The organism is Caulobacter sp. 10L414 (assembly GCF_056395525.1).
Map to the genome: position 1 here is coordinate 1 of NZ_JBFTJR010000061.1, position 16,834 is coordinate 16,834.

17 protein-coding genes are annotated in these 16,834 nt (G+C 70.7%); 10 read left to right on the plus strand and 7 right to left on the minus strand.

The features are described 5' to 3' along the window. Nucleotides 1-135: 135 nt before the first annotated feature. From AC1DCG_RS20355 to AC1DCG_RS20375, 5 genes are all read left to right on the plus strand, one after another. Nucleotides 136-1,053, plus strand: coding sequence for a site-specific tyrosine recombinase XerD (locus AC1DCG_RS20355; protein ID WP_477036952.1), 918 nt, complete (start codon nt 136-138; stop codon nt 1,051-1,053). A gap of 101 nt (nt 1,054-1,154) precedes the next feature. After that, nucleotides 1,155-2,288, plus strand: a complete 1,134-nt coding sequence (locus AC1DCG_RS20360) for a hypothetical protein (protein ID WP_477030431.1) — start codon at nt 1,155-1,157, stop codon at nt 2,286-2,288. A 297-nt stretch (nt 2,289-2,585) separates the two neighbouring features. After that, the gene (locus AC1DCG_RS20365) at nt 2,586-4,004 is read left to right on the plus strand and encodes a purple acid phosphatase family protein (protein WP_477030432.1); all 1,419 of its coding nucleotides are present in this window, start codon (nt 2,586-2,588) and stop codon (nt 4,002-4,004) included. 97 nt (nt 4,005-4,101) lie between these two features. After that, nucleotides 4,102-4,323, plus strand: coding sequence for an alkylphosphonate utilization protein (locus AC1DCG_RS20370; protein ID WP_058349252.1), 222 nt, complete (start codon nt 4,102-4,104; stop codon nt 4,321-4,323). Nucleotides 4,324-4,430: 107 nt separating this feature from the next. Further along, complete coding sequence (locus tag AC1DCG_RS20375) at nt 4,431-6,500, plus strand: ATP-binding protein (RefSeq protein ID WP_477030433.1); 2,070 nt, start codon at nt 4,431-4,433, stop codon at nt 6,498-6,500. 177 nt (nt 6,501-6,677) lie between these two features. On the opposite strand, the gene AC1DCG_RS20380 is transcribed toward AC1DCG_RS20375, so the two are convergent. From AC1DCG_RS20380 to AC1DCG_RS20400, 5 genes are all read right to left on the minus strand, one after another. Then, complete coding sequence (locus AC1DCG_RS20380; RefSeq protein ID WP_477041634.1) at nt 6,678-7,328, minus strand: hypothetical protein; 651 nt, start codon at nt 7,326-7,328, stop codon at nt 6,678-6,680. Further along, nucleotides 7,325-7,636 carry a PadR family transcriptional regulator gene (locus AC1DCG_RS20385; protein WP_477030435.1) on the minus strand — a complete coding sequence of 104 codons (312 nt, stop codon included), beginning with the start codon at nt 7,634-7,636 and terminating at the stop codon, nt 7,325-7,327. The genes AC1DCG_RS20380 and AC1DCG_RS20385 overlap by 4 nt, the downstream gene beginning before the upstream one ends. Before the next feature lie 68 nt (nt 7,637-7,704). Then, complete coding sequence (locus tag AC1DCG_RS20390) at nt 7,705-8,652, minus strand: phosphotransferase (RefSeq protein ID WP_477030436.1); 948 nt, start codon at nt 8,650-8,652, stop codon at nt 7,705-7,707. 77 nt (nt 8,653-8,729) lie between these two features. Beyond that, nucleotides 8,730-9,215: a VOC family protein gene (locus AC1DCG_RS20395; RefSeq protein WP_165258262.1), complete on the minus strand. Its 486-nt coding sequence runs from the start codon at nt 9,213-9,215 to the stop codon at nt 8,730-8,732. A 162-nt stretch (nt 9,216-9,377) separates the two neighbouring features. Further along, nucleotides 9,378-10,265 carry a LysR family transcriptional regulator gene (locus AC1DCG_RS20400; RefSeq protein WP_477030437.1) on the minus strand — a complete coding sequence of 296 codons (888 nt, stop codon included), beginning with the start codon at nt 10,263-10,265 and terminating at the stop codon, nt 9,378-9,380. Nucleotides 10,266-10,386: 121 nt separating this feature from the next. Here AC1DCG_RS20400 and AC1DCG_RS20405 point away from each other — a divergent pair, with 121 nt between their 5' ends. From AC1DCG_RS20405 to AC1DCG_RS20415, 3 genes are all read left to right on the plus strand, one after another. Next, nucleotides 10,387-11,385, plus strand: a complete 999-nt coding sequence (locus AC1DCG_RS20405; protein WP_477030438.1) for an aldo/keto reductase — start codon at nt 10,387-10,389, stop codon at nt 11,383-11,385. 215 nt (nt 11,386-11,600) lie between these two features. Beyond that, nucleotides 11,601-12,617 (plus strand): mechanosensitive ion channel family protein, encoded by a 1,017-nt coding sequence (locus tag AC1DCG_RS20410; protein WP_477030439.1) that lies wholly within the window; start codon nt 11,601-11,603, stop codon nt 12,615-12,617. A gap of 79 nt (nt 12,618-12,696) precedes the next feature. Continuing rightward, entirely contained in the window at nt 12,697-13,746 is a 1,050-nt protein-coding gene (locus AC1DCG_RS20415) for an HpcH/HpaI aldolase/citrate lyase family protein (protein ID WP_477030440.1), read from the plus strand. Here AC1DCG_RS20415 and AC1DCG_RS20420 read toward each other — a convergent pair. Continuing rightward, nucleotides 13,734-14,261 carry a hypothetical protein gene (locus AC1DCG_RS20420; protein WP_477030441.1) on the minus strand — a complete coding sequence of 176 codons (528 nt, stop codon included), beginning with the start codon at nt 14,259-14,261 and terminating at the stop codon, nt 13,734-13,736. The two genes, AC1DCG_RS20415 and AC1DCG_RS20420, sit on opposite strands and share 13 nt — an antisense overlap. Nucleotides 14,262-14,366: 105 nt before the next feature. Between AC1DCG_RS20420 and AC1DCG_RS20425 the strand changes: the two genes are divergently transcribed. Continuing rightward, nucleotides 14,367-15,764: a nicotinate phosphoribosyltransferase gene (locus AC1DCG_RS20425; protein WP_477030442.1), complete on the plus strand. Its 1,398-nt coding sequence runs from the start codon at nt 14,367-14,369 to the stop codon at nt 15,762-15,764. Next, entirely contained in the window at nt 15,764-16,033 is a 270-nt protein-coding gene (locus AC1DCG_RS20430) for a hypothetical protein (RefSeq protein ID WP_477036953.1), read from the plus strand. The genes AC1DCG_RS20425 and AC1DCG_RS20430 overlap by 1 nt, the downstream gene beginning before the upstream one ends. Nucleotides 16,034-16,099: 66 nt before the next feature. Here the strand turns inward: AC1DCG_RS20430 and AC1DCG_RS20435 are convergent, their stop codons facing one another. Then, nucleotides 16,100-16,786: a type 1 glutamine amidotransferase domain-containing protein gene (locus AC1DCG_RS20435; protein ID WP_477030444.1), complete on the minus strand. Its 687-nt coding sequence runs from the start codon at nt 16,784-16,786 to the stop codon at nt 16,100-16,102. Nucleotides 16,787-16,834: the final 48 nt, after the last annotated feature.

A 16,834-nucleotide genomic window follows, 5' to 3' on the forward strand; every position in this document is an offset into this window, starting at 1 on the left:
CGCCCGCATCGTCGCCGCCCTGAACCGCGCCGGTCTTTCCGCCGACGCCCGGGCCCTGGCCGTGGAGGGCCTGCTGCCCGCGCCGCCGGCTCCGCCCGCGCCGAAGCCCGCCGCCAAGCCGCCGGCGAAGAAGAAATGAGCGCAAAGGCAGAGGGCTGGGTCGAGGCCTTCCTGGAGATGATGGCCGTCGAGCGGGCGGCGGCCGCCAACACCCTGCGCGCCTACGAGAAGGACCTAGAGGACGCCCGCGGCTTTCTGGGCCGCTCGGGCGACGACCTGGACGCGGCCGACGCGGAAGCGATCGAGGCCTATTTCCAGGACCTGGGCGCGCGCGGCCTGTCGCCGGCCACGGCGGCGCGGCGGCGCTCGGCCGTGCGGCAGTTCTATCGCTTCGCCCTGGGCGAGGGCTGGCGCGCCGACGACCCGTCGCGCCGCGTCGTGGCGCCCAAGGCCGGCCGGCCGCTGCCCAAGGTGCTGTCGCGGGCCGAGATCGACGCCCTGCTGGCCGCCGCCGCGGAGAAGGACGGCGCCCAGGGCCTGCGCCTGTCGTGCATCATCGAGCTGCTCTACGCCTCGGGCCTGCGGATCAGCGAGCTTCTGGCCCTGCCGCTGTCGGCCCTGGCCCGCGACCCGGCCTTCCTGATGGTCAAGGGCAAGGGCGGCAAGGAGCGGCTGGCCCCGCTGAACGATGCGGCCCGTGCGGCGGTGAAGGCCTATCTGGAGGGAAGGCTGCAATTCCTGCCAAAGGGTCAGAAGGACAGCCCATGGCTCTATCCCTCGCGCGGCAAGGGCGGGCGGCTGACGGCGCGGCGGGTGTCGCAGCTGCTGGAGGACGCGGCGATCGCCGCCGGCATCGACCGCGAGAAGGTCAGCCCCCACGTGCTGCGCCACGCCTTCGCCACCCACCTGCTGGAGGGCGGCGCCGACCTGCGGGTCATCCAGACCCTGCTGGGCCACGCCGACATCGGCACCACCCAGATCTACACCCACGTGGCCGGCGAGCACCTGGCCGAAGTGGTGCGCACCAAGCATCCGCTGGGTCGCAAGGACTGAGAGCCGAAGGGCTTTGGCGCGAAAAGTCCGGCTGTCACAAACTCCGGGTTGTGGCGCGCGGTGACGCTTGCCATAGATCGGCCCCTGGAAACGGGGGTTCCATGTCCAAGAAATCGATCGTCGCCGCCGTCGTCGGCCTGCTCGTCGTCGCGCCCGGGCTGGCGCACGCGGCCAAGCCGGTCCGGGTGTTCACCCAGCTCGGCAAGGACCTGCCCGGCCAGATGGCCGACGAGACCGTCTGCACCGACTACGCCAAGGGCGTGCCGACACCGGGCCTGCCGCCGCCCGTGGTGACCGGCGGCGGCGTGGCCGCCTCGGCGGGCGCGGCCCTGGCCACCGGCTTCCTGGCCGGCCTGGAAGAGGCCAAGGCCCGCCGCGCCGGCTACGAGCGCTGCATGCGCGCCCGCGGCTACACCAAGGTGAGCCTGACGGCCGAGGAAGAGACGGCGCTGAAGGCGGCCAAGAAGCAGCCCGAGCGCGAGGCCTGGTTCGCCGCCCTGCTGTCCCGGCCCGACCTCGCCCAGCGCATCGAGGCCGCGCGCGCCGACATCCTGGACCTGCCGCCGGTTCCCGACGCCAAGATCGGCGCGGCGGGCCTGGTCTTCGACCTGTCGCAGGCCAAGGCGGCCGAGGGCGCGGTGGGCGAGGGCGGCGCGCTGGCGACCCTGCCGGCCAGCCACCTGGCGACGGCGCGGCTGACCACCGAGTACCCGGTGTCGAACATGCTGGGCATCAACAAGCGCGGCGAGGCCGGGGCGGTGTTCCACGCCGTGGCGCGCGGGCCGTACGTGGCGCAGTGGTGCGGACCGTTCGTCAACGGCTCGGTGCAGGGCAAGGTCACGCAGATGGGCTGTGTCGAGACGGCGGGCGACGGCTTCAAGGTCATCAATGTCGGCGGCGAGTCCTGGCTGGCCGGCGAACTGTTCGTGGGCGGCTTCCCGGTCGACGACGGCCCCAGGCTGGAGGCCAGCGCCGAGGACCTGCTCGGCCCGGTGACGGTGGCCATCAAGCTGGACAAGATCACCAAGAAAGGCGTGCGGCTGTCGGCCGTGGGCGAGCGCGACGGCAAGGCCGTGCGGGTCTGGGTCGGCGGCGGCAATTTCGACGCCGAGGGGCGTCTGGTGGTGCCGCTGTGGACCCACCGCCTGACGATCACCCGCCAGGACCAGGCGATCGCCGTGGTGCTGAGCGCCGACGGCGACGGGCGCGACTGGTACGGGACCGCCGCTCCGTAGGCCGTGCTGACAGTTACCCTACAGGCGTCCTCAATATCCGTTCTTCCCCGCGAAGGCGGGGATCCAAGCAGAGGCTGCGGGTTGTCTGCGGCCCCGCCTGCCCTTGAAAGCCGGCTTGGGCCCCCGCCTTCGCGGGGGAGCTCGGCGGAAAGGGCCTGATTGGCGGAATGCCGATCCGCTCCCCAGGCCGTCCGCGCCCGAAAAGGCGGGCGACCTTCGTCAATCTGTCACGGAACCCGGGCAGGAACCGCGGCGACGGTTCGGGACGCGTTGGTCGTCAGTCGACGGAGGGAAATCATGGGGCTGCGGAAACTTCTGGTCGGCGCGGCGGCCATCGGGCTGGCGGTGCTGGCGACGGCGCCGGCCCTGGCCCAGGAGGCGCCCCAGCCGATCCCGCGCTCGCCCGGCCTGCCGTTCAAGCCCAAGGGCCTGCCCGACCGCATCGTGCTGACCGCGGGCGCTGATCCCGCGCGCGAGATGGCCGTGGCCTGGCGCACCGATCCGCGCCAGGCGGACGCCGAGATCCAGCTGGCGCCGGCCATCGACGGGCCAAGCCTGGCGTTCCACGCCAAGACGCTGTCGGGAACCACCCAGGCGATCGACAGCGCCAACGGCCCGGCCCTCTATCATCAGGCCCGCCTGACGGGCCTGTCGCCGGATACGGCCTATGTCTATCGCGTGAAGGGCGCCGACGGCTGGAGCGAGTGGCTGCAGTTCCACACCGCCGCGGCGACGTTCCGCCCGTTCCGCTTCCTCTATCTGGGCGACACCCAGAACGGCATCCTGCCGATCGGCTCGCGGGTGATCCGCCAGGGCTTCCAGTCGACCGCCGCGCCGGCCCTGGTGCTGCACGCCGGCGACCTGGTGGCCCAGCGCGACGACCTCGACCACGACGACGAGTGGGGCGAGTGGACCGCGGCCGGCGCCTACAACTTCTCGACCGTTCCGCAACTGCCGGCCACCGGCAACCACGAGTACGTGGACGTGGCCAGGCCGGACGGGACCGAGAGCCGCAAGCTGGGCCCCTACTGGCCGCTGCAGTTCGTGCTGCCGACCAACGGCGCCGAGCCGGTGAAGCAGACGACCTACTATGTCGACTATCAGGGCGTGCGGTTCATCATCCTGGACGGCACGGCCGCCCTCGACCTCGGCGCGCTGGAGGCCCAGACCCGCTGGCTGGACCAGACCCTGGCGGCCAGCAAGGCCAAGTGGAACATCGTCACCTTCCACCAGCCGATCTTCACCTGCGCGCGTCCCAACGACACCGAAAAGCTGAAAGCCGCCTGGAAGCCGGTGTTCGAGGCCCGCAAGGTCGATCTGGTGCTGCAGGGCCACGACCACTGCTACGCCCGCCTGACCAGCGAGGCCGGCAAGGCCGACGCTGCCCGCCGCCACGCCGCCGGCCAGCCGCAAGGGCCGGTCTACGTGGTCTCGGTGGTCGGCTCGAAGATGTACGCGCTGAACGACCGCGCGCTGACCCAGCCCGACAAGGTCGCCGCCGACACCGAGTTCTACCAGGTGATCGACGTCGACGCCGACAAGCTGGGCTTTTCCGCCTACACCGCCAGCGGCAAGCTCTACGACGCCTTCACGCTGAAGCGGGCCAGGGACGGCTCCAAGACTCTGGTTGAAAGCAAGGAGTCGATGCTGGCCCAGCGGATCTGCAACGGCGCCGTCGGGCCGGACGGCGCGCCGTGCCTGGGCCGGGCCAAGTAGGCGCGGCGGAAACCGCTTAGACTTTGCCTCCGACGCGCTTTAAGAAGCCCATACTTTATGTGTGGGCTTCGCAGCGGCGAGGCCGAGGAGTCTTTCCATGTCCGACGAAACCCGCGATTCCAACGGCGCGATCCTGGCCGACGGCGACAACGTCACCCTGATCAAGGACCTGAAGGTCAAGGGCTCGGGCGGGGTGACCCTCAAGCGCGGGACGCTGGTCAAGAAGATCCGGCTGACCGGCGATCCCGACGAGATCGAGGCCAATGTCGACAAGGTGAAGGGCCTGGTGCTGCGCACCGAGTTCGTCAAGAAGGCCTGATCGCGCCCGTCGTGAGAAATTCCCGTTTCGCCTTAACCTTATAGGCGGGGTTAGGCGCGATCCTGCCGGCGATTTCGTCGGGGGACGAGGGGATCGCGAGTACGCGTATGGTGGCTTCAAACGGGTTCGAGGGCGAGGGGCGACAGACGCGCCTGCTGCTGGCGCTGATTTTCGCCTACGCCGTCACCATCGCTTACTGCGACCTGCTGACAAGGGGGCCGTCGGGGATGGCCACCCTGTGGCCATGCAACGGCCTGCTGGCCGGCGGCCTCGTCCTGCTCACTCCGCGCCGCAGCCTGATCCTGCTGGCCGTCACCACCGTCTGCCACGTGCTGCTCGACCGCCTGGGCGGCACGGCGCCGGCGATGACGGCGCTGTTCACGGTGCTCGACACCATCGAGGCCGCGCTGATCGCGGTGGTGCTGCGCAGGGCCTTCGGCGGGCCTCCGAGGATGAAGAACCTGGCCCAGGCCCTGCGGGTGGTGGGGCTGGCCCTGCCGATCACCGCGGTGCTGGCCGTGATCGGCGCCTTCGCCAGCGCGCCGATGCTGAACGTCTCGCTGCCGGTGCTGATCAAGAACTGGATGTTCGTCAACGCGCTGGGCATGACGGCCGGCCTGCCGATCGCCCTGATCCTGTTCGATCGGGGCATCCAGCGCGGCTTCGAGCGGCCGGTGTGGGAGAAGATCGCCTGCTACGTGATGGTGGCGGTCGCGGCCCTGATCGCGTTCGGACGGCCCGGCCACGCCCTGCCGTTCCTGGTGTTTCCGGCCGGGGTGCTGGTGGCGTTCCGGCTGGGTCCCAAGGGCGCGGCCTGGACGACGGTGATCGTGGCCGCCATCGCCGCGCCGCTGAGCGTGCTGGGCATCGTCGCCGAGGCCGCCACGCGCGCCCAGGCTTCCGAGCGCATGCACGCCCTGCAGTTCCTGGTCAGCGCGCTGCTGTTCACCTGCCTGGCCGCCGCCCTGGCGCTCGCCAACCAGCAGCGCCTCAAGCAGCTTCTGGTGCGACGTCAGGCCCTGGCCCGCAAGGCCCAGGCCCGCGCCCAGGCCGCCAGCCAGGCCAAGACCGAGTTCCTGGCCACCATGAGCCACGAGATCCGCACGCCGCTGAACAGCGTGCTGGGCTTCACCCGCCTTCTGGCCGACCGCGACGACCTGGCGCCCGAGGCGCGCCGGCACGTGGGCCTGATCGACGGGGCCGGCGGCGCCCTGCTGACCCTGGTCAACGACGTGCTCGACTTCTCGCGGGTCGAGGCCGGCCGGGTGGAGCTGCAGGTCGGGGCCGCGCGCGCCGAGGCGGTGCTGCGCGACGCCGTCGCCATCGTCGCCCAGGACGCCCGCGCCAAGGGCCTGGCGCTGGAGGTCGAGGCGGCGGGCGAGACGGGGCGCGATCACGGGCTGGACGCCGACCGCCTGCGCCAGGTGCTGCTGAACCTGCTCAACAACGCCGTGAAGTTCACCCCGGCCGGACGGGTGACGGCGCGTCTGGCCGTGACGCCGGGCGAGGACGTCGACCACCTGCGCATCGAGATCGTCGACACCGGCATCGGCGTGCCGCCGCAACTGCGCGACCGCCTGTTCCAGCGCTTCAGCCAGGGCGACAGCTCGGTGACCCGGGCGTTCGGCGGGGCGGGCCTGGGTCTGGCGATCAGCAAGGCGCTGGTCGAGCTGATGGGCGGGCGCATCGGCATGAGCGCCAACCCGGACCAGGGCTCGACCTTCTGGATCGAACTGGCGGCGCAGCCTTGCGAGGCGGCGCCCCCGGTGGTGGTCGCGGCCGGCGGCCGGATCGCCGCCGCGCGCATCCTGCTGGTCGACGACCATCCGATGAACCGCGAGATCGGCGGCGCCTTCCTGGCCCTGGCGGGCTGCGAGGTCGTCACCGCCGAGAACGGCCAGGAGGCGGTCGACATGGCCCGGGGCGGCGGCTTCGACATCGTGCTGATGGACATCCACATGCCGGGCATGGACGGCCTGACCGCCACCCGGGCCATCCGGGCCCTGCCTGGCCCGGTCTCGGCCGTGCCGATCATCGCCATGAGCGCCGATGCGCTGCCCCAGCAGATCGCCCAATGCCGCGAGGCCGGCATGGTCGACCATGTGGCCAAGCCGATCCAGAAGGACCTGCTCTACGCCACGGTCGAGACCTGGCTGGCCGAGCCCGCGGCGGCCTAGAGCATATCGACTTTCACACGGCGACGGCCTCCAAATCCGTTCCTCCCCGCGAAGGCGGGGATCCAAGCGGCGACTCTGGATTGTCCCCCGCCTCACCAGCCCTCGAAAGGCAGCTTGGGCCCCCGCCTTCGCGGGGAGTTCGGAAGAAAAGGGCCAGGTTGCTGAATTCGACCCGGCCTAGACGGCGGCGAGCTTGGGCCGCGTCCAGCGGTCGAGGCCGTGGAGCGACAGTCCGGCCGCCAGCAGCAGGCCGAAGGCGGCGATGTTCAGCCAGGCGAAGCCCAGATGCGACGGGGCGGGCCAGAACGCCATCAGCATGGCGCTTCGGGCCGTATGGGCCAGGGCGCCGACCAGGACGGCGACGAACAGGCCGCGCATCCGGCCCTTGACCACGAACCAGGCCGCGGCCGCGAAGCTAAAGCCCATGATGAGCGTCAGCATGAAGTTCCACGGTTGGAACTGCATCAGGCTGCCGATCGCCTGCTCGGCGGAGGCGCCCCGGAACATCCCCAGCCGGCCGGCCCATCCGTCCATCCCGCTGCGTTTCAGGTCGACCAGGATGAGCAGCCAGTAGCCGGTCGGGAGCACGTGGAAGGCGGCGGCCAGCAYGGCCAGGGCGGCGACGAACAGGCGAGCTGAAGTCAGGGCGATGCGCATGGGGTTGATCCTTCGGCGATAGGCGGCGAGCACGCAGCCGGCGGCGAAGGCCAGGGCCTCGTCCGGTGCGTCGATGGCGGAAAGTTCGGCCTTCATGCCCGCGGCCCAGTCGCGCTGGGCGGCCGGCAGGACGGCGGCGGCGTGGTCGAGCAGGTGCTTGGCGAGGCTCATGGCCGGACCGCCGAGGGCTGGAGCGAGACGGCGCCGGGCTGGGCCTCCGCGCGCTGGCGCGCCAGGGCGACGCCGGCGGCGGTCAGGCGATAGGCGTGGCGCGCCGGGCGGCCGGGCTGGAGCGGCTGGCGCCACTCGGCCTCCAGGTAGCCCTGGTCGGACAGCCGCATCAGCAGCGGATAGAGCGTGCCCGACTTCAGGCCCGTCTCCTTGGAGAGGTCGTAGCCGTAGCGCCAGGCCTGGGGCTGGGCCAACAAGGCGGCGAGCACGCCGACCGTCTGGCGTGAGATGTTGGGTGCGCGGGTCATGTCGCTATTAGCGATATATGTAGAGTTTGAGTCAAGCGGCTTTGTAACGACGTTCTTTCAGGTCGCCTTCACGTCGCCGCGTCGAGCCGCGCCAGGCCGTATTCGAGGCGTCCCTCCCAGGTTTCCAGCAGGGGCTGGCCCTCGCCCAGGGCCGCGTGCAGCTGCTGCAGCGGCCAGGCGGAGGGATCGCAGGGCAGGCGGGCGCCTGGGCGTTCGTCCGCCGCCAGGGTCAGGAACATCACGGCGTAGAACAGGTGGCTGACGCGTCGGGCCAGGGCCAGGCGAGCCCGTTGGCGATCGCTCGGCGGGGCGCCGAAATAGACGGCCAGCAGGCGATCGGCGGCCCGGGGCGAGGGGGCGAACAGGTTGGCGACGGCGGCCAGGTCGACATAGCGGTCGGCCAGGAACGCGGCCTCCCAGTCCACCAGCCACAGGCGGGCGCCGTCGCTGAGGATGTTGCGGGGATTGAGGTCGTTGTGGCTGGAGACCGGCTCGACGCCCGCCGCCCGACTGGCCGTGGCCAGTTCGGCCCACAGCGCCGCCAGCCGCTCGCGGGTCTCGGGCGCCAGCAGCGGCCTGGCCAGCAGGCCGTTCACCAGGCCGTCCAGGGCGTCGACATAGTCCATCAGCGGCGGGAAGGCCGGGGTCTCGTGCAGCAGGCGCACGGTGCGGGCCAGCTCGTCCAGCAGCGCCGGCCCGCCGCCGGGGAAGTCGGAAAGGGGCCGGGCGTCGATCCACTCGACGATGGTGATCCCGCCGGCCGGGTCGGCATGGCGCAGGCGCGGCGAGAGCAGGGCGTCGGCGGCGATGCGCTGGCAGGCCTGGGCGCGGGCCGGATCGCGCACCGCGTCGCGAGCGGCGTCGACCCGTAGGGCATAGGCGATCCCGCCGACGCGGACGCGCCAGCTGCCCGCGCCCGAGAGCCCGCCGGTCAGGCGGGTCTCGGTGTCGACGACGTCGGTGGCGAAGGTCGCCCGCAGGGCGCGGGCGACGGCGGGGATCTGGGCGACGGACATCGGACGGCCTCTCGAAAGTGGCCGCCTAATTCACCCGGATAAAAAGGTGAGTCAATATTACCCGGATTAAATGTGCGTCATTCGCCGCGCGCGGCCTTCTCCAGGGTGGGCACGTCGATCTTCACCATCTGCATCATCGCGGCGAACACCCGGCCGGCCACGGCCTTGTCGGGGCCGGTGGTCAGCTCGATCAGCTGGCGCGGGGTGACCTGCCAGGACAGGCCGTACCTGTCCTTCAGCCAGCCGCAGGCCGAGGGCTGGCCGCCGCCGGCCAGCAGGCTGTCCCAGTAGTGGTCGACCTGCGCTTGGCCGTCGCAGTCGATCGACAGCGAGATCGCCTCGGTGAACTTGAAGTGCGGCCCGCCGTTCAGCGCCACGTGCGGCTGGCCGTCGAGTTCGAAATAGACCGTCGACACCGAACCGCCCGGCCCGGCCGGCGGCGGCACGTCGTCGGGATAGCGGTTCACCGACACGATCCTCGAATTGGGAAAGATCGAGACGTAGAAGTTCGCGGCCTCTTCGGCCTGCGTATCGAACCACAGGAACGGCGAGATCTTCGGCATGGCGTTGCTCCTCCTCCTTCGCGACGGACCGCCGCGTCTTCCCGAGGACGAAGGAACGCCCGCCACGCCGACAGGGTCGAGGAGAAATTTTTTCGATCCCTATCTTCCCGTCATTCCCGCCCTCGTGGCGGGAATGACGGGCGGTTTGTGAACCGAGGGATCTCACCCCCGCATCCAGTCGATGAACGCCCGCAGGGCCGGCGAGAGCTGGCGGCGGCTGGGATAGTAGAGGAAGAAGCCGGGGAAGGGCTCGCACCAGTCTTCCAGCAGGGCCACGAGGCGGCCGGCGGCGATGTCGTCGGCGACGGCTTCGCGGAAGGGGAAGGCCAGGCCCGCGCCGGCGCGGCAGGCCTCCAGCATGACGACGCCGTTGTCGGTCAGCAGGGCCGGCGGCGGGGTGACGACGACGAGGCGGCCCTTGCGCTCGAACTCCCACGGATAGGGCTGGCCCGAGGCGCGCCGCACCAGCAGGCAGCGGTGGCCGCTCATCAGGTCTTCGGGCTTGGTGGGCGCGCCGTGGCGTTCGATGTAGTCGGGCGTGGCGACCAGGGCCTGGGACTGCTCGCCGCCCAGCGGCACGGCGATCATGTCGGCCTGCAGCCGCTCGCCCAGCCGCACCCCGCAGTCGAAGCCGCCGGCGACGATGTCGGCCAGGGCGTCCTCGCAGACGATCTCGACCCGCACGTCGGGATAAGTGTTCATGAAGCCGCCCAGGCGCGGAGCCAGCAGCATGCGGGCGGCCGTGCTGGCGACGTTGACGCGCAGGCGCCCCGCCGGGCGGTCGCGGAACATCGCCACCTCGTCCAGCGCCGCGTCGATGTCGGCCAGGGCCGGGCCGAGCCTGGCCAGAAGCCGCTCGCCGGCTTCGGTGGGGGCGACGCTGCGGGTGGTGCGGTTGAGCAGGCGCACGTCGAGGCGGGCCTCGAGATTGCGGATCGAGTGGCTGAGGGCCGAGGCGGTGACGCCCAGGGCCTGGGCGGCGGCGCGGAAGCTGCGGCGCTCGGCGACCAGGGCGAAGACGGCGAGGTCGGGCAGGGGGCGCGTGGACATTGCTGAGAGATGCTCAGGAGTGCGTTGAGACCGCAAGCGGTTATCGTCGCGCTCCGACGGACCCATCTTTCTGCCGTCGCGGCGAGGGCCACGACCGAAATTCCCCAAAAAGGAGCTGCCCATGAAGACGCGCAAACTCGGCGACGGCCTGGAGGTCTCGGCCCTCGGTCTCGGCTGCATGGGCATGAGCTGGGCCTATGGTCCCGCGCCCGACAAGCAGGCGATGTTCGACCTGATGGCCAAGGCCGTCGACCTGGGCGTGACCTTCTTCGACACCGCCGAGGTCTATGGCCCGTACGTCAACGAGGAACTGGTCGGCGAGGGCCTGAAGCCCTTCCGCGACAAGGTCGTGATCGCCACCAAGTTCGGCTTCGACATCGCCCGCGACGAAGCCGGCGTTCCGCGCATGCGCGGCGTCAACTCGCGGCCCGACAACATCCGCGCGGTGGCCGAGGCCTCGCTCAAGCGCCTGGGCGTCGACGTGATCGACCTCTTCTACCAGCACCGGGTGGACCCGAACGTGCCGATCGAGGACGTGGCGGGAACCGTCAAGGACCTGATCGCCGAGGGCAAGGTCAAGCATTTCGGCCTGTCGGAAGCCGGCGCGGCCACCATCCGCAAGGCCCAGGCGGTGCAGCCGGTGGCGGCGCTGCAGAGCGAGTATTCGCTGTGGACGCGCGGGATCGAAGCGCAGGTGCTGCCGACCATCCGCGAACTGGGCGTCGGCCTGGTGCCCTACAGCCCGCTGGGCCGCGGCTTCCTGACCGGCGCGATCAAGGCCGGCGACGGCTTTGGCAAGGACGACTTCCGCTCGACCCTGCCGCGCTTCCAGGGCGAGGCCATCGCCAAGAACCAGTCGCTGGTCGAGGCTCTGGTCGAACTGGCCGGCGAAAAGGGCGTGACCCCCGCCCAGCTGGCCCTGGCTTGGCTGCTGGCCCAAGGCGACGACATCGCCCCGATCCCGGGCACGACGAAGGCTGCGCGCCTGCAGGAGAATATCGGTTCGGTCGACGTCGCGCTGAGCGCCGACGACCTGGCGAAGATCGCCGCGGCGGTGCCGGAGACCGAGGTCGAGGGCGCGCGGTACGCGGAAGCCGGGCTGGCGATGGTGGGGCGCTGATCCAGACCGAGCCCGCACTTGCGAGAACCTCCCCCCGTGGGGGAGGCGATCGCGTAGCGATCGGTGGGGGGCGTGATTGTGAGATCGGCCAGGGCATCGGAAGCTGAAAACTTCCCCCCACCGGCCTTCGGCCGTCTCCCCCACGGGGGGAGGTTCCTCGCCATCCGGCCCGCGGGTCTTGAACCCGTCGCCCGCCCGCGCTCAAACTCCGCCCCATGAGCGACAATCCCCTGCAGCGCCTGGACGCCCTCGAGCTGGTCAAGCTCGGCAAGTCGGCGATCACGGTGGGCGGGCTGGGCGCGGGGATCGTCATCGTCATCGCCGCGCTGCTGGCCGCGCGGCTGGCGGCGGCGGGCCTGCGGCGGCTGCGGGCGCGGGCGGCCGACAGCGGGCCTTCGCTTTACGTGGTCGAGAAGCTGACCACCTATGGCCTGGTGCTGGTGGGCCTGCTGGCGGGCCTGTCGACCATGGGCATCGACCTGACCTCGCTGACCGTCTTCGCCGGCGCGGTGGGCGTGGGCGTGGGCCTTGGCCTGCAGGGCGTGATCAAGGACTTCGCCTCGGGCGTCAGCCTGGTGTTCGAGCGGCTGGTGGCGGTGGGCGACTTCGTCGAGCTGTCGAACGGCGCGCGAGGCGTCGTGCACGAGATCGGGCCGCGCGCCACGCGCATCCGCACCAACGACGCCACCGACGTGATCGTGCCCAACTCGGTGCTGGTCAACGACCAGGTGATCAACTGGACCCTGCGCGGCACCACCCGCCGGATCCGCGTGCCCTTCGTCACCGCCTTCGGGGTCGACAAGGAACTGGTGCGCGAGGCGGTGCTGAAGGCCGCCCGCAGCGTGCCCTTCACCAGCGCCGACGACGCGGTGCGCCGCACCCAGGTGTGGCTGGTCGGCTATGGCGAGCACGCCCTGAAGTTCGAGCTGATCGTCTGGCCGACGGTCGAGGCGGTGCGGCGGCCGGCGGCGATCTTCGCGGCCTATACCTGGGCCATCGACGACGCCCTGCGCGGGGCCGGGATCGAGATCCCCTATCCGCAGCGCGACGTGCGCCTGCGCGGCCTATTCGGCGAGGAGGGCGAGGACGCCCGCGCCGCCCTGCGCCTGGAGCCGCGCGCCGCCCGCAAGGCCCGCGGCAAGGCGGCCGCTCACGTCTCGCAGAACGACGCCGCCGACGAGCTGGGGCGCGAGGATCCGGACGACGCGCCGCCGAGGCCGGCGCAGGGCTGACCCCGCGTCGCCCTTGACCCCCTGACGCTAGCGCCGCAGTCTTCTCGCAACTGCGAAATAAGCACTAGGGAAGACGCGCATGAAGACCGCCCGAGGCTTCTTCAAACCCCTGGCCATCGGCGCCCCGGCGCCGTGGCGGGAGCTTCCCGCCCGGGTCGAGCGGATGATCCACTTCGTGCCGCCGCACCTGGAGAAGGTGAGGGCCAAGGTCGGCGAGATCGCCCCAACGGTCGACGTGATCCTGGCCAATCTGGAAGACGCCATCCCCGCCGACGCCAAGGGCGCGGCTCTTGCCGGGACCATCGCGATGTCCCGCGAGGTCGACTTTGCGGCCCTGGGCGTTGGCCTGTGGGTGCGGATCAACTGCCTCAATTCGCCCTGGCATCTCGATGAGGTGGCGACCCTGGTCGAGAAGGCGGGCGACAAGATCGACGTCATCATGGTCCCCAAGGTCGAGGGGCCGTGGGACATCTTCTACATCGACCAGCTGCTGGCCTCGCTGGAGGCCAAGCACGGCGTCACCCGGCCGATCCTGCTGCACGCCATCCTGGAGACGGCCGAAGGGGTGATGAACGTCGAGCAGATCGCCGGCGCCAGCCCGCGCATGCAGGGGATTTCGCTGGGCCCGGCCGACCTGGCCGCCAGCCGGGCGATGAAGACGACGCGGGTCGGCGGCGGCCATCCGGGCTATCGCGTCATAGAAGATCCGCATGCGGACGGTTCGCCCCGCGTCAGCGTGCAGCAGGACCTCTGGCACTACACCTTCGCCAAGATGGTCGACGCCTGCGCCGCCCATGGCGTCAAGCCGTTCTACGGTCCGTTCGGGGCCATCGATGATCCGGTCGCCTGCGAGCAGCAGTTCCGCAACGCCTTCCTGATGGGGTGCGCGGGGGCCTGGAGCCTGCATCCCAGCCAGATCGCCATCGCCAAGAGCGTGTTCAGTCCCGACCCCGCCGAGGTGGCCTTCGCCAGGCGCATCCTGGAGGCCATGCCCGACGGCTCGGGCGTGGCGATGATCGACGGCAAGATGCAGGACGACGCCACCTGGAAACAGGCCAAGGTGATGGTCGACTGCGCCCGCCAGATCGCCGCCAAGGATGCCGAGTACGCGGCGCTCTACGGGCTCTGAGGATCGGGCAGGCTGAGGGGCGGCCGGCGCGCCATCCGCCGCTCGCCCTCGCTCGAAACGGGACGGCCCAGCACGCCGTGCGCCGCCAGGGCCACGAGGACCACGAGGGGCGCGAGCGCTCCGGGCTCGTGCGTGAACCGAAACACCAAGCAGAGGAACCATAGCGCCATCAGCAGGCCGACGCCGCTGGCCAGGTTGGCGGCGATGCGCAGCGGGCGGTTCTTGTCGCGCCGGGAGAAGGTGTTGAGGGCGTAGCCGAGGGTCAGCGCGCCGAGGATGACCAGCACCGTGCCCAGCGTGCTGGCCATCTCGCTCGGATCCTCCTCGAACTCGTCGAAGTAGGGCGCGATGCACGAGATGAGGCCGGCCGTCGTCTGCAGGCCGGTCACGATCGCCGCGCCGCCCTGCACCAGCATGTAGCTTCGTCGGCCCTTGGACGTTCCCCCGAACACGCGCCCGAGGTTGGGCTGGTCCCGCGCGTTGGTCCAGGGGCGCAAGGGGGCGTGCGCCGACAATCCTTACCTCCTGCACCCGGCCTGCACGCGGGGGCTGACAACGCAGGACGCGCGCCACTAGCATGGGCGTGGTCGGGCGTGCGCCGACGGTGCGAGGCGCCCCCAATGTTCGACAACCTGATCCTCGACACCGACAGCTACAAGGCCAGCCACTGGCTGCAGTATCCGCCCAGGACCACGGGCGCGTTCTTCTATGTGGAGAGCCGGGGCGGGCGCTACGACCGCACGGTCTTCTTCGGGCTGCAGGCGATCCTGAAGACGGCCCTGGCCAGGCCCGTGACCCACGCCATGGTCGACGAGGCCGCGCAGCTTCTGGCCGCGCATGGCGAGCCCTTCAACGAGGCCGGCTGGCGGCGGATCGTCGACGTGCACGGCGGGCGCCTGCCGGTGCGTATCCGCGCCGTGCCCGAGGGGGCGGTGGTTCCCACGCACCAGGCGCTGATGACCATCGAGAACACCGACCCGGACTGCTTCTGGCTGCCGTCCTACCTGGAGACCCTGCTGCTGCGGGTCTGGTATCCGGTCACCGTCGCCACTATCAGCTGGGGCGTCAAGCAGACCCTTCGGGCGGCGCTGGAAAAGACCTGCGACGATCCCGAGGGCCAGCTGCCGTTCAAGCTGCACGACTTCGGGGCGCGGGGCGTCTCCAGCCAGCAGAGCGCGGCGATCGGGGGCCTGGCCCACCTCGTCAACTTCCTGGGCAGCGACACCCTGGCCGCCGTCCAGGCGGGACGGGCCTGGTACAACGAGCCGATGGCGGCCTTCTCGATCCCGGCCGCCGAGCACAGCACCATCACCAGCTGGGGCCGCGATCGCGAGGCCGACGCCTATCGCAACATGCTGACGAGCTTCGGCAAGCCGGGCGGCCTGTTCTCGGTGGTGTCCGACAGCTACGACCTGTTCGACGCCGTCAGCCGCATCTGGGGCCAGGAACTGCGCGAGGCGGTGATCGCCAGCGGCGCGACGGTGGTGATCCGCCCCGACTCCGGCGACCCCGTCGAGATCGTCGCCGAGACCTTGAGGCGCCTGGACGAAGCCTTCGGCAGCACGGTGAACGCCAAGGGCTTCAAGGTGCTGAACCACGTGCGGGTGATCCAGGGCGACGGGGTCAATCCGGTCAGCATCGCCGCCATCCTCGACCGCGTGATCGCCGACGGTTTCAGCGCCGAGAACCTGGCCTTCGGCATGGGCGGCGGCCTCTTGCAGCAACTGGACCGCGACACCCAGCGCTTCGCGCTGAAGTGCTCGGCGGCCAAGGTCGACGGGGCGTGGATCGACGTCAGCAAGAACCCGGTCACCGATCCGGGCAAGCGCTCCAAGGCCGGGCGGCTGATGCTGCAGCGGAACGCGGCGGGCGAGTATCGCACGGTCGCGGTGGCCGAGGGCGAGGCCGCGCCGCAGGGCTGGACCGACGCCATGGTCACGGTGTGGGAGGACGGCGTGCTGCTGGTCGACCACACGCTGGCCGACATACGGGCCCGCAGCGAGCAGGGGGGGAGGTGATGCTTATCGAGGACCTGCCCTACCCCGACGATCGCAAGGCGGTCGCCGTGTTCGCCATGAGTTTCAACGGCTACGATCATTTCGGAACCTTCGAGGCGGCCGCCGAAGCCGCGACCTCCAGGAGACGCCTGTCGCTCGAAGACCTGCGCAACGAGCTCTTCATGGCGTTTCGAGGCTCGGCTCACCGAGGAGACAACCTGTTCCTGGAGACCTATCGCGAGTTGCTGCCATTCTTCGAGGTCGCCTTGCGCGACGGCGAGCAGGGTTGAGGCGGTCTCTGTTCGCCTTCCCTCGTAAAACCCCCGCTTTCGCGGGGATTTTACGGTTGGCAGTTTTCAGGCCTGCGCTGCCAGGCGCTTGACCAGGGCGTGGGCGACGGCGTCGCTGCTGGCGGGGTTCTGGCCGGTGATCAGGTCGCCGTCCTCGACGACGTGGGGCGCCCAGTCGGGGCCTTTCTCGTAGAGGCCGCCATTGGCTTTCAGCATGTCCTCGACCAGGAACGGCACGATGTTCGTCAGTTCGACGGCGTCCTCCTCGCCGTTGGTGAAGCCGGTGACCTTGCGGCCGGCCACCAGCGGGCGGCCGTCGGCGGCCTTGACGTGGCGCAGGGCGCCGGGGGCGTGGCAGACCAGGGCCTGGGGCTTGCCGGCGCGGTCGAAGGCCTCGATCAGGGCGACCGAGACGGGGGACTCGGCCAGGTCCCACAGCGGGCCATGGCCGCCGGGATAGAACACCGCGTCGAAGTCGGCGGCGTTCACGTCGGCCAGCGGAACGGTCTGGGTCAGGGCCGCCAGCGCGGCCTCGTCGGCCTGGAACCGGCGGGTCGCGTCGGTCTGGAAGTCGGGCAGGTCGCTCTTGGGATCGAGCGGCGGTTGGCCGCCCGCCGGCGAGGCCAGGACGAGGTCGGCGCCGGCGTCCTTGAACACGTAGTAGGGCGCGGCCAGCTCCTCCAGCCAGAAGCCGGTCTTCTTGCCGGTGTCGCCGAGGGCGTCGTGCGAGGTCAGGACGATGAGGATTTTCATGTCGGGCTCTTTGCTGTGAAGATCGGGGCTGTGAAGATCGGGCGGGCG